Raw genomic sequence first — 12703 nt, 5'->3', positions numbered from 1 at the left:
CGCTTATAAGCGGCCGCGGCGAGGTTGGGGAGGCGCGAGGCTGCGGTGCGGGGTGGGGCTCAAAGGGGCAGTCGCCGGCGGCTCTGCCGCCGGCTGCCAGAGGCGCTCCGCGCCTCGCTGCCGCGAGGACGAAGCACGGCGTAGCAAGGACCGTAGGAGCGAACGAAGTGAGCGACGAGGACCGCAGCAAGCCGCGCGAGTCGTCGCGGCTGGGGCTTTGTAGGTGTTCACCGCGCTGTCGACAATCATTTATAAGCAATCACCGCCATACACTGAGCGATTCACCGCGCCAGCAACGATATATAAACAGCTGCCAACAACACCACGCGTCCATTTATAAACAACCACTCCTCCGAATTGATATACTTACTCCTGGACTCGCTCACCACGCTTCCTGTAGTGAGTGTACACTGACGATCGCAACAACGGATGCGAACCGTCCGCTGACACCTGTCGGGGAAATCAGAACAGCCCGGGGGTGGCCAGCAATCCGGCGACGATCAAGAGCACGACGGAGAGCCCGGCGGCCCCGTAGAAGAACGGCTTCGCGTCGCGGGCGGGCTCGCGGAGTTTGCCGGCGTCGAGCCCCGAACGAAGTTTTGCGCTCGCGACCTCGACGAGGCCAGTGATCAGGAACCACAGCGCGAGCATGGACAAGACGAGATGTCCCCGACCGCTGCCCGTGAGCGACTCGAACGTGTAGAGGGTGCCGGCCATGTGACCGCCGGAGACGACGAAGGCGACCGCACCGATTCGAGTGATCCACCTGAGTCGACCGACGATGCCGGCGAGGGCGTCACCGTCGATCTGGCCGCGCAGCGCCGACGGGAGCACCGCCAGCGCGACGAACAACACGCTACCGGTCCAGAGGACGGCGAAGCCGACGTGGACCGACCACATGACGGGATTGAGAGCGTCCATATCCGTGGAACGGACCGATGATCCTTATATACCTGCGGGACGCTCCCGCGAGAACGGAACGGAGATCCACGAGACGCTCGCGGAAAAAACGGGACCGAGACCCGCGGCCGGGTCCCAGCGAGGGCTTTTAAATATCCCACGACCGTACGTCCCGGCGATGGCCCTACTGCAGAAGATCAAAGAGAAGCTCGGATTCGGCGGTGGAACGGCGGAGAGCGGGGCGACTGACGCGGACGTGACGGTGGAACACGAGCCGGAATCGTCCACCGATCCGGCCGACGATGGCGACGTTGCAGACGATGGCGACGTTGCAGACGATGGCGACGTGGCCGACGAACCCATCGACACCGACGAGGCTTCCGACGCCGACGCGGAGCCCGCGGCGACCGAGACCGAGGCGGCGGCCTCCACGGACTCGCTGGTCGACGACGACGAGACGGACGGGTCGGAGGGGGCTGCGGAGCCGGCCGAAGCGGCCGGCGGCGAGGGCGCGGACGTGGCCGTCGACGACGACGACGCGTCGGCGAACGTCGAGGATATCAAGGGGATCGGTCCGGCCTACGCCGAGCGACTCGCCGAGATCGGCATCGAGAGCGTCGACGACCTCGCCAACGCCGACGCCGTCGACGTGGCCGAGGGGACGACCGTCGGCGAGAAGCGCGCCGCGACGTGGATCGATCGCGCCAAGGAGTTCTGAGCGGGCGGCTGTCGGCCACCGAGGCGAGCGAGACGACTGCCCGGATCCGCCGAGACGCCCCGATGGCCGATCTCCGAGGCATCCCCCGTGTCGGTTCGGGGATCCGCCGTCGGCGGGCTCTCGGGGATTCCCCCGACCGCAACTGTTTCGTCGCCCCCGACGAACCGTGTCACATGCAGCGTTCGGTACACACCGATCGGGATCGGTTCCGTACGGCCGCCGCCGAGGCGACCGCTGGCTCGCGCGTCCCGGTCGAGATCCGGGTCACCGTCGACGACCCGTTCGCGGCCTACCGGCGCGCTCGCGACGGTTCTAACGGCTTCTTCTACGAGACCACCGGCGGACAGCCGGGATGGGGATACTTCGGCGTCGACCCGGTCGACCGGCTGACCGCCTCCGCGGACGCGGTCGTCGCCGACCGGAGCGGAGCGGGACGTGCGCCTGCGAACGGAGAGGACGACGAGAAACGGGGACCGACAGGCGACTACCGACGCCCGGCACCGACGCTCGCGGCGCTGGAGGGGATCGTCGACGGCGAAGAACTCTCGCGCGGCGATTGCGACGTGCCGTACCCCTGCGGCGCGTTCGGGTGGCTCTCGTACGACGCGGCTCGCGAACTGGAGTCGTTTCCGGCGACCGCCCCCGAAGGGACGGGAGCGGTCGACGATAGGGAACTTCCGCGGCTCCGGATCGGCGTCTTCGACCGGGTGGCCGCGTGGGAGTGTCCGACGGCGGAGCGAGCGGAAGGACCCGAAATCGACGACGACTCCCGCGGCTCCCGCGACGACTCCAAAATCACCCTCCGAGTGACCGGTTGCCCGCGGATCCCCCGGAGCCTCGACGATCCGACCGCCGACCGCGACGCCCTCGACGCGCTGTTCGACGAGGGTGCTGCGCGCGCCGCCGAACTGATCGACCGGATCGAGACCGGAGATCCGGGCGTCGGTCCGGCACCGGTTCCGGACGTGTCGACCGCGACGTTCGAGAGCGACGTCGGTCGGGAGGGATACGCGGAGGCGGTCCGGCGAGTCAAAGCGTCCGTCCGCGAGGGCGACACGTTCCAAGCGAACGTCTCCCAGCGGCTCCGGGCCCCGGCCGCGGTGCATCCGGTGGCCGCGTACGACGCGCTCCGCGCCGTCAACCCGGCACCGTACTCGGGGCTGATCGAGTTCGCTCGCGGCATCGACCTCGTGAGCGCGAGCCCCGAACTGCTGCTCGAGAGGACGCCCGACCGCGACCCCGACCGCGGGGCTCACCTCGTCACCGAGCCGATCGCGGGGACCCGCCCGCGAGGCGAGACTCCCGAGTCGGACGCGGCGCTGGAGGCTGAGCTGACCGACGACGCGAAGGAGCGCGCCGAACACGCGATGTTGGTCGATCTCGAACGCAACGACCTCGGGAAGGTGTCGCGGTTCGGCACGGTCGACGTGGCGGAATACCGCCGCGTCGACCGGTACAGCGAGGTGATGCACCTCGTGAGCCTGATCCAGGGGGAGGAACGCCCGGACGTAGGGCTCGCCGACGCGATCGCGGCGTGTTTCCCCGGCGGGACGATCACGGGCGCGCCGAAGCCCCGGACGATGGAGATAATCGACGAGCTGGAGGGAACGCGGCGCGGCCCATACACCGGTTCGATGCTGGCGGCCGGGTTCGACGGCCGCGCGACCCTGAACATCGTCATCCGAACGTTGGTCCGGCACGCGGACGAGTACCACCTGCGCGTCGGCGCGGGGATCGTCCACGACTCGGACCCCGACGCCGAGTACGAGGAGACGCTCGCGAAGGCCCGTGCGCTGGTGACTGCGGTCGACGAGGCGTTGGCGGCCGGCGGAATGGCGATCGAGGAGGGCGTCGGGAAGGAGGTCGAGGAGGGGGTCGATCGATGACGGGCGTCGGGTCGGACACGGAGGCCGGGTGGCGACCCGGCGTCGGCGACGTCGACGCGCGAATCCTCGTCGTCGACAACTACGACTCGTTCGCGTACAACCTCGTCCAGTACGTCGGCGAGGTCGCCGGCGCGGTGACAGTTCGGCGGAACGACGCGGTCGATCTCGCCGGCATTCGAGCGCTCGACCCCGACGGCGTCGTCGTCTCGCCCGGGCCGGGAACCCCCGCCGAGGCGGGCGTCTCGACCGCCGTCTTCGATCTGGACCGTCCCGTGTTCGGTGTCTGTCTCGGCCACCAGGCGATGTGCGCGAACCTCGGGGCGCGGGTGGGTCACGCCCCCGAGGTGGTTCACGGGAAGCCGTCGACGATCGCCCACGACGGGTCGGGGGTGTTCTCGGGGCTGCCCGACCGGCTCCGCGCCGGGCGGTACCACTCGCTGTGCGTCGCTCGGAAGGATCTCCCCGACGAGCTCGTCGAGACCGCCCGGACGGAGGACGAGCGCGAGATCGTGATGGGCGTGCGACACCGGGAGAAGCCCCACGTCGGCGTGCAGTTCCACCCGGAGAGCATCCTGACCCCCCACGGGAAAACGATGGTTCGGAACTTCGCGGAGGTGTGCGAGGATCGTGTCTGAGGACGCGCTGCGGTACCACGTCGACGGCGACCTCGTCCCGGCCTCGGAGGCGACCGTCTCCGTTGAGGACCGCGGGTTCGCCTACGGCGACGCCGCCTTCGAGACGCTTCGGGCCTACGGCGGCGAGGTGTTTCGCTGGGAGGCTCACGCCGACCGGCTCGCGGACACCTGCGAGACGCTCGGGCTCGATCACGGTCTCTCGGACGCTGACCTGAAGGTGCGGGTCGACGAGACGCTCGCAGCCAACGACCTCGCCGACGCGTACGTGAAGTGTTCGATCACGAGGGGGGTGCAGCCGGGCACGCTCAACCCGCAGCCCGAGGTCGACCCCACCGTGGTCGTGATCGCGAAACCGCTCCCGCGTGGAGGGGTCGATTCGGAGACGGTCCACGACGGGCCGGCGGCGCTCCAGACGACGAAGACCCGCAAGCCCTCCTCGCGGGCGCTTCCCGCGGACGCGAAGACGCACAACTACCTCAACGGAATCCTCGCCCGGCTCGAACTCCGGATCACGGGCGCGGACGAGGCGCTAATGCTCGATCCGGCGGGGAACGTCGCCGAGGGAGCCACCTCGAACATCTTTTTCGCCGACGGGACGGCGCTGAAGACGCCCTCTCTCGAGGGACCGGTCCTGCCCGGCGTCACCCGTCGAACCGTGATCGAGATCGCCGAGGACGAGGGAATACCGGTGGAAGCGGGGACGTACGCTCCCGACGCGGTTCGCGAGGCCGACGAGGTCTTCCTCACGAACTCGACGTGGGAGATCCGGCCCGTCGAGACGGTCGACGGACTCGCGGTCGACGGAGACGGAGACGGAGTCGAAGGACCGCTCACCACCCTGATCTCGCGGTTATTCGACCGGCGTGTGGAGGAGCGGTACTACGACGGGGAGCAGTTGTGACTCTCGGGCGTGCGTCAACGCGAGGACGACCACGGAGACGGAGTTCGAGCACACCGTTATCCGGCTTGGAGCCCTAGGTAACGGATGGCAGACGACAAGAACGGACGCGAGAAGCAGGCGGCAGACGAGGAACGACGCCAGCGCGACCGCGACGTCACCGCCGAACTGGAGCGTGGCGACGAGGCGGAGCCGCCCGTCGACGACGCGGCGCTCGATGACCTCGAGACAGCGCTCGAACCGCTGACGTTCCCGGCAACGGGTCGCGAACTCGTCGCCGCGGTCGGCGACCGCGAGATCGCCGTTGCCGGAGGTACCTACGCGGTCGTGGACCTCCTTCCGGACGCTGACAGTGAGGCCTTCAACGCACCCGCCCTCGTCAGCGAGCGGGTCCGACGGCCGGCGGTCGCGACCGCGATGAAGCGGATCGTGGAAGCGGCGGAGACCCTCCCGAACGAGGAGTTCGGCCGCTCACAGCACGAGGCGTTCGAACGCACCTTCAGGGCGCTCACCGACGTCGACGGAATCGACGACGACGCGGGCGTCCGCGTCGTCGCCGATTGGGTCGTCGACCGGATCCGCGAGCGTGAAGCGGTTCCCGGCTCCCGGGACGTACGCCGGCAGGCGGCGAAGTACTGCCGGGAGCACGGATACGAGATTCGCAACGACGAGTGGCTCGGGATCTGAGCCGGTCCCGTCCCTCCCTCCGTCGTGCGTTACCGAGAACGCGGAATGTTGAAACCGGCCGCAGACCACGAACGCGTATGAACGCGGACCGCCGGATCGTCGCCGTCGAAGAAGTTCCCGAGGACAGCACGCTGCTCGTGACGCTTCGGCCCGTCGACGCCGAGAGCGTCGACGACGGCGAGGGCGACGTGGGCGAGTCCGAGGACGGAACCCCCGAGGCGGAGGCGATTCTCACTCGAGCGGCCGGCGACGTGCGCGCGTTCCGTAACTACTGCCAGCACTGGACCGACGTGCGCCTCGACAAGGACGACGGCGCGTTCGTCCGCAACGGCGAGGTGTTCTGTCAGAAACACGGCGCGACGTTCGAGGCCGACGGCGGCTACTGCAACTTCGGCCCCTGCGAGGGCGCGATCCTCGAACGCGTCGACGTGGCCGTCGACGGTGACGGCGTGTACCTCACCGACGAAGCCTACGAGTTCGTCAGACTCGGCCACTCGCACCGCGACGGGGACGGCGGCGACTCCCGAATCGATTTTACCGGAAACTGAGACGAGACGATGCGGCCGAGACACACGGCGGTCGCGTCGGGCGGTGCGGCCGGAGACGACAGCGGCTCTTTGTGCAACGCCGACGCATTTATGAGTGGCGTACAAACGGCGCGTATGAGCGATTCGAAGCCCTCCCGGCGAGGGGTGCTGGCCGGCAGTCTCGCCGCGGCCGCGGGCGCGGTTGCCGGCTGTCTCGACGGGTCAGTGACCGGCGGCGCTGCAGACGCCGACGGGAACGATAGTGTCCTGGTGCTCACGCTCGACGACGCGGGGGAGGCGCTCCGGGACGCCGCCGTCCTCGATCCCGCGGAGACCGACCCGCGGTGGGACGAGGCGGCGTTCGCGGCCGCCCGCGACGGGGAGTCGTACACCACGCAGTACCGGAAGCCGTTCCCGTCCGCGACCGACGACCCGACGTACGCCGTCCACGATGGGACGTACTACCGACTGGATTCCGTCGTCGTCGACGAGGCGGAAACGACCCGCCCCGTGCTCCGTCTGTTCGACACCGACGAAATCGACGCTGCCGACGAAACCGACGCTGCCGACGAAACCGACGCTGCAGACGAACGAATGCTCACGGATAGCGACCGCCGCGCCGTCGAGATCGCGCACTTCTCGGCGCGGGCGCGGGGAAATCCGGGAGGCGTTCCGGTCGGACTGGTGGAACGCGGCGGCTACGTCTACCGCGACGAGGACGCGATCGAGACGAGCGAACTGCTCGCGGCGGACGGGCCGAGCCGCGTCGAGTTCCGAGACACCGTCTATCGGGTCGACGTCACCCGCGAGCGGTTCTACGAGCCCGTGTACCGCGCCGTCGCCGAGTCGATCGCGGAGTCCCCGGGGCGGATGGAGGCGATCCTCCGAGCCCGTGAGGTTGGCGCGCGGATCGACCGAGACGACCTCTCGGCCGACGCGCTGCAGGTGATCGAGTCCGCCAGGCACGGCGGGTACGAGGAGTCACACCCGTACTCGGACGCGTACGCGGACGTGCTCCGGGCGTTCCACGAGCGGCCGTACCTCGACGGCAACGTTCGGAAGGACGCTGCGTGGAGCGAGTCGGGCTCGGAGAAGATCCGCTACGATGATCGATACTACGACTACAGACTCCGGTTCGAATCGGCCGACGGCGACGACGCACCCTGAGAGGGTGCAGACCGCGCGGCGCGGACCGCACGCCGTGCCTCAGTAGAACCGCGTCTGCCCGCCGACCCCGTCAGAACCGCGTCTGCCCGCCGACCCCGTCAGAACCGCGTCCGCCCGCCTGCCCCGCCGGCATCGTCCCGGCCGAGCGCTTTCTGCAAGAAACGCATCCAGCGTTTGCGGTCGGCCGCCTCCTGTCGCTTCGCCTCCGCCTCCGGATCGGCCGCATCGAGACCCTCCAAAGCCTCCAGCGCGCGGTCGATGACGATGATCGACGCCGCGAGCTCCTCGCCTCGTTCGTAGCTCACCTCGTTCTCCTCGATCGGCTCCAACCGCTCCAGCCGTTCGCGTCGGAGGTTCCGCTTCGCCTGCTCGACGCGCTCGCGCTCGCCCGGCGGAACCGTCTCGCGTCGCTTGATCTCGAAGACGAACGACCGCAGGTCGATCGGCTCTCCCTGGATCTCGATCTCCTCAGGGATGTCGGCACCCACCGTGGCCGCCTCGCGGGTCACGCGTTCGAGGAGCCCCTTCCGCTCGTACTCCTTCACGCCCGAGCAGTAGGATCCGGGGGCACTTCGCTCCTTCGTCCCGGTGAATGCGGCCTCCGAGGTCGTCTCCCGGATGGATGACGTTAACCCGACAGCGCCGCAAACGCCGCCATGGAGTCGCTCGAAGCGGAACTCGCGCGGGCCCGCGGGCTCGACGCCGGCGACCTGGCCGACGCGATCGAGTCCATCGGCTTCGAGTGCACGCGCTGTGGCGGCTGCTGTACGGGGTACGCTCCCGACGAGCCCGGCGGCGCGCCGGCCGGGGAAGGGGTCGACGAACGCGACGAACGCGACGAACGCGACGAACGCGACGAACGCGACGAACGCGACGAACGCGAGCCGCACACCGCGACCGTCTTCCCGGACGAGGTTCGCGAAGTCGCCGACGCCGCCGAGGTGGAGTTCGGAGGATCCTACGACTGGCGCGACGTGGCCCGACCGATGCCGTTCGGGCTCTCACCGGACGAGGAGGGAGCGCCCGCGGGCGAGACGTTCGAGTGGGCGCTCGCGACTGACGAGTGCGGCGACTGCACATTCTACGAGGAGGAGGGAGGACGGGGGGCCTGTACCGTCCACGACGCCCGACCGCTCATCTGTCGGACCTACCCGTTCAGCGTCGCGCTCGACGGAACGAGCCAGCCCATGGGCGAGGCGGTCGACACCGAGGGGATCGTCAGGGCCCACGAGTGCGAGGGGCTCGGCCGGGACATCACGCGAGATGACGCCGAGGCGCTGGCCGCGGCGCTGAAGGAGCGCGCGGTCCGCGAGCTGGAGGAGGCAATAGGGGTCCGTGACAACTACGACCCCGCCGCAAGCGACCGAACCGGGGGCGACGTCGTCGTCTTCGACTCCGAGGGGCCGAAGAAGGCCGACGGGACGCCGATCAACGGGAGCGAAGGCGACGAAGGCGCGGGCGACGGAAGCGAAGTCGGCGGGAACGCAGGCGACGGAAGCGAAGTCGGCGGGAACGCAGGCGACGAAGGCCCGGGCGACTGAACGCGGACGAGAAAACTGGCCGCCTCGTCGCGGCCCTCACAGCACGTCGAGCGCCGCGTCGACGTCGGCCGCGATGGCCTCGCGCGCGTCCTCGTCCGGGAGCGTGAGCGGCGGACGGACCCGGGCAGTCGGGATGAATCCGCGGTGAACGGCCGCGACCTTCGCGGCCGGCGCGAAGCCGTGGTCCCCGCACCGGTCGAAGAGCGGAGCGATCCCCCGTCGATGAAGCGCCAGCGCGCGGTCGTCGTCGCCGGCGCGGATCGCTTCGCCGAGCGCGACGAACACCTCGGGGATCACCTGCGAGAGCGCGTTGATACCGCCGTCGACGCCGAGGGGCACGCTCGGATACAGCAGCGCGTCGATACCCTGAAAAACGGTGAAGGAGTCGGGCGTCTCGCGGAGAACGGGATCGAGTCCGGCGAGGTCGGCGCTCGTGTCCTTCAGTCCGACGATCGACTCGCGGTCCGCCACGGCGGCGACGACGTCCGCGTCGATCGACTCGCCCACCGTCGACGGGATGTCGTACAGAAACACCGGGAGGGACGCGCCGTCGGCTACCTCCTCGAAGAACGCCCGCTGCCCGTCCGGGGCCGTCGAGGTGTGGTAATACGGGAGCGTAACCAGCCCCGCGTCGGTGCCGACCTCGTCGGCGAACCGGAGCCGATCGAGCACGCCCGGGACGGTCGTGTCCGCCGCGCCCGCGATCACGGGGACCCGGCCGTCGACCGCCTCGACCGTCGTCTCGACGACCGTCCGGTATTCCGCGTCGGTGAGGCTGGCGAATTCGCCGGTGGTCCCGCAGGGAACCATCCCGTCGAGGCCGGCGTCGACGAGCGATTCGATGTGGTTCGCGATCGCGACGGTGTCCACGTCGCCGTCGGCGTCGAACGGCGTCACGATCGGGGACGAGACGGCTCCACGACGGAACGGTAGATCGGTCATACTACTTGGTTCGAAGAGTCGTATTAAGGGCGTTTCCCTCGGACGGCGGGTACGGAAGGCGGGGAGAGTCGAAACGAGCGAGGAGAGTCGAAACGAGCGAGGAGAGTCGAAACGAGCGAGGAGAGTCGAAACGAGCGAGGAGAGTCGAAACGAGCGAGGAGAGTCGAAACGAGCGAGGAGAGTCGAAACGAGCGAGGAGAGCCGAAGCAAGCGGGGAGGTCTCGTCGGTACCTCGTCCCGTCTTTAATCCACCTCGACTGGTTCGGAACGAGAGACGGCCGAGTTCCGACCCGCATACCGATCGCGGAGTCCGCGTCCGAGCGCGCCGAGCCCGAGAAGCAGCGCGATCAGGTCGGCGAGGCCACCGACCAGCGGGATCAGACCGAGGAGGGCGATTCCGACGACGCCGACGAGGAGCGCGAGCCACCGGTTTTGCCCGCCAAGCCGGTCGAGCGCCCACGAGCCGAGAGCGTACCGACCGTACACGGAGCCGACCCAGAGCGCGACGACGTAGGCCGCGAGCCCGACGAGCGCGAGCGGAATCCCCACGACCGTGATCGCCACGAGAACGAGGAGGACCGGAGCGCCGATCAGGACGAGGAGACCGACGCCGCCGCTGACGAGCGCGCCGCCGCCGACGCGCTCGGCGACACCGCGCGAGAAGCGCGGGAACGCGAGCAGGAGGACGCCGCCCAACGCGAGGTTGGCGGCGACGCCGTACGCGGACCCGAACCACGAGGGCACGAGGTCGGTCCCGAACGCCACTCCCGTATCACCGTGGAGGCTCGCGTCCTCCACGACGCCGCCGGCGACGGTCGCGTCCGGACTCTCAGTGAACGTCTCGGCGTCGTACCGGAACTCGCCGCCGACGTTCGCGTTCGGTCCGAGAACGACGGCGTCGGCCGCCGCGCGGACGTCGCCGCCGACTGCGCCGTCGACGCTGATCGAGCCCGCACCGACGTCGAGCGAGCCGTCGATCCGACCCGTGTCCGTCAGTTCGAACGACCCGGCTCCGAGCTCGGCGCTGCCGCCGACCGCCCCGTCGACTGTCACGGTTCCCGCGGCGGTTCGGAGGTCCCCGTTCACCCGACCCGTCTCGGCGATCCGGACCGAGCCGGCCGCGCCGGCGAGGTCGCCGTCGACGGTTCCGCGAACGACGATCGTTCCGGCCGCGGCCTCGATGCCGTCGACCGTCTCTCCCTCGTCGACGACGATCGTTCCGGACGCCCCCTGAACCGACTGAGCCGCCCCGAGCCCCGTCGCGAGGGGCGACAGGAGGACGACGGCGACGAGGGCGATAACGATGCGACGACCGGTGGGTCGGGATGGAAGGCACATATCGACGGGATCCGTATCGAGCGTCATCGGTGTGTTCGTTAGCCGTTATCAATTCCGTTCGTTAGCCGGTGTCTACCGGCCCGTTCCGGGCGTGAATCCGCACTCGAACCGGGTGAGCCGGTCGGGTGTTCGCGCTCGCCTGCAGCGACAGCTCCGCCGTCACCGGCTCCAGCCGAACCCGTCGGAGCAGCGTCGCGATCGCGAGGCGGAGCTCCTGTCTCGCGAACCGCATCCCGATGCAGTGGCGCGGGCCGCCGCCGAACGGGAAGTACGCGTACTCGGGCCGGTCGCCGACCGCCGGACCGGGCGCATCGTCGCCGTGGATGACCTCGCCGTTCCCGTCCTCGCGGAGCCAGCGATCGGGCCGGTACGCCTCGGGGTCGGCCCACCAGCGCCCGTCGCGGTGCACCGCCCACGGCGAAAGCGTGAGCACGACGCCGGCCGGGACGCGATACCCCCCGAGATCGACCGGCTCGATCGGCTCGCGGAAGAAGGAGTGGACCGGCGGGTACAGACGGAGCGCCTCGTCGACCGCCGCCGTCAGCGCGGGACACTCCCGCAGGTCGGCGGGCGCAGGGTCGCCGTCGAGCGCCGCAACCTCCGCGCGAACCCGCGCCTGGAATTCGGGGGTGTCGGCGAGACAGTAGAGCGCGTACGTCAGCCCGAGCGCGCTCGTCTCGTGGCCGGCAAAGAGGAACGTCACCGCGTTGTCGACCAGCTCGTCGTCGTCGAGCGCCCCCAGCTCCGCGGCCGCGACGAGCGTGCCGAGGAGGTCGTCCGCGGTGCCGGGATCGGACGGCGGACCGGCCGCGCGACGGTCGGCGACGAGGTCTCGGATCGTCTCCCGGAGCGCATCGAGCCGCCGGTGGTACCGCCGGTTCGCCGGAGTCGGGAGCCACTCGGGGAGGAACGAGGTCACCCGGCTCATGTCGAACCGGTCGGTGATGGCCTCGGCCGCCGCCCGAACGGTCTCGCGCTCGCGCTCAATGTCGCTTCCAAGCAGGCTCTCGGCGAGGACGGCGAACGCGTACTCGGTCGCCGCCGCGTGAACGTCGACGACCGCGCCGTCCTCCCACGAGGACGCCGTCGCACGGGCGTGTTCGACCATCGAGTCGCCGTAGGCGGCGACCCGCTCGCGGAAGAACGCCGAGCGCATCGCCGTCCGCTGCTCGCGCCACGCGCCCCCCTCGGCAAGGAAGAGCCCGTCGCCGAGGAGGCCGCCGAGCTGCTCGCGAGGCATCCGGCCTTTCACGAAGCGGTCGTGGTCCTCGACGAGGATCCGGCGGAGCGCCTTCGGGTCAGTCACGAGGTAGCTCTCCGTCCCGAACACGTCGTACCGGACGATCCCGCCGTGCTCGGCTGACCGCCGCTCGTAGAATCGGAGCGCGTCGCTCGCGAGCTCGTGAACGTTCCCGAGCACGGGGAGTCCACCGGGATCCGGCGGTCGTGTCGCGTCGGCCATAC

At 69.7% G+C, this 12703-nt stretch carries 13 protein-coding genes; 8 read left to right on the top strand and 5 right to left on the bottom strand.

Translation table 11 applies throughout. The features are described from left to right. Window positions 1-462 precede the first annotated feature (462 nt). Window positions 463-921, bottom strand: coding sequence for a transporter (locus ACFQEY_RS01655; protein WP_379764148.1), 459 nt, complete (start codon window positions 919-921; stop codon window positions 463-465). 157 nt (window positions 922-1078) lie between these two features. On the opposite strand from ACFQEY_RS01655, the gene ACFQEY_RS01650 reads away from it, so the two are divergent. The 7 genes from ACFQEY_RS01650 to ACFQEY_RS01620 all read left to right on the top strand — a co-directional run bounded on the left by ACFQEY_RS01650 (window position 1079) and on the right by ACFQEY_RS01620 (window position 7418). Continuing rightward, entirely contained in the window at window positions 1079-1618 is a 540-nt protein-coding gene (locus ACFQEY_RS01650) for a helix-hairpin-helix domain-containing protein (RefSeq protein ID WP_379764146.1), read from the top strand. A gap of 173 nt (window positions 1619-1791) precedes the next feature. After that, the gene (locus ACFQEY_RS01645) at window positions 1792-3504 is read left to right on the top strand and encodes an anthranilate synthase component I family protein (RefSeq protein ID WP_379765085.1); all 1713 of its coding nucleotides are present in this window, start codon (window positions 1792-1794) and stop codon (window positions 3502-3504) included. Beyond that, a complete protein-coding gene (locus tag ACFQEY_RS01640) occupies window positions 3501-4139 on the top strand; it encodes an anthranilate synthase component II (RefSeq protein WP_379764144.1) in 639 nt (212 codons plus the stop codon). The genes ACFQEY_RS01645 and ACFQEY_RS01640 overlap by 4 nt, the downstream gene beginning before the upstream one ends. After that, window positions 4132-5040, top strand: a complete 909-nt coding sequence (locus ACFQEY_RS01635; RefSeq protein WP_379764142.1) for an aminotransferase class IV — start codon at window positions 4132-4134, stop codon at window positions 5038-5040. Before ACFQEY_RS01640 ends, ACFQEY_RS01635 begins: the two co-directional genes overlap by 8 nt. Before the next feature lie 84 nt (window positions 5041-5124). Continuing rightward, complete coding sequence (locus ACFQEY_RS01630; protein WP_379764140.1) at window positions 5125-5724, top strand: DUF5789 family protein; 600 nt, start codon at window positions 5125-5127, stop codon at window positions 5722-5724. A gap of 77 nt (window positions 5725-5801) precedes the next feature. Continuing rightward, entirely contained in the window at window positions 5802-6272 is a 471-nt protein-coding gene (locus ACFQEY_RS01625) for a Rieske (2Fe-2S) protein (RefSeq protein WP_379764138.1), read from the top strand. A 114-nt stretch (window positions 6273-6386) separates the two neighbouring features. Then, window positions 6387-7418: a hypothetical protein gene (locus tag ACFQEY_RS01620; protein ID WP_379764136.1), complete on the top strand. Its 1032-nt coding sequence runs from the start codon at window positions 6387-6389 to the stop codon at window positions 7416-7418. A 98-nt stretch (window positions 7419-7516) separates the two neighbouring features. Here ACFQEY_RS01620 and ACFQEY_RS01615 read toward each other — a convergent pair whose 3' ends face one another. Then, on the bottom strand, window positions 7517-7963 hold the full coding sequence (locus ACFQEY_RS01615; protein ID WP_379764134.1) for a DUF5788 family protein: 447 nt from the start codon (window positions 7961-7963) through the stop codon (window positions 7517-7519). A 111-nt stretch (window positions 7964-8074) separates the two neighbouring features. On the opposite strand from ACFQEY_RS01615, the gene ACFQEY_RS01610 reads away from it, so the two are divergent. Then, entirely contained in the window at window positions 8075-8959 is an 885-nt protein-coding gene (locus ACFQEY_RS01610) for a YkgJ family cysteine cluster protein (protein ID WP_379764132.1), read from the top strand. A 36-nt stretch (window positions 8960-8995) separates the two neighbouring features. On the opposite strand, the gene ACFQEY_RS01605 is transcribed toward ACFQEY_RS01610, so the two are convergent. The 3 genes from ACFQEY_RS01605 to ACFQEY_RS01595 form a co-directional block, all read right to left on the bottom strand. Continuing rightward, on the bottom strand, window positions 8996-9901 hold the full coding sequence (locus ACFQEY_RS01605; RefSeq protein WP_379764130.1) for a dihydrodipicolinate synthase family protein: 906 nt from the start codon (window positions 9899-9901) through the stop codon (window positions 8996-8998). Between the two features lie 243 nt (window positions 9902-10144). Then, the gene (locus ACFQEY_RS01600; RefSeq protein WP_379765083.1) at window positions 10145-11239 is read right to left on the bottom strand and encodes a bactofilin family protein; all 1095 of its coding nucleotides are present in this window, start codon (window positions 11237-11239) and stop codon (window positions 10145-10147) included. A 61-nt stretch (window positions 11240-11300) separates the two neighbouring features. Further along, window positions 11301-12701, bottom strand: a complete 1401-nt coding sequence (locus ACFQEY_RS01595) for a cytochrome P450 (RefSeq protein WP_379764128.1) — start codon at window positions 12699-12701, stop codon at window positions 11301-11303. Window positions 12702-12703: the final 2 nt, after the last annotated feature.

Origin of the sequence: Halorubrum trueperi (assembly GCF_042662525.1) — an archaeon.
Classification (GTDB): Archaea; Halobacteriota; Halobacteria; order Halobacteriales; family Haloferacaceae; genus Halorubrum; species Halorubrum trueperi.
The sequence above is the reverse complement of the archived record's forward strand: the minus strand, read 5'-3'. Positions and strand labels throughout refer to the sequence as shown.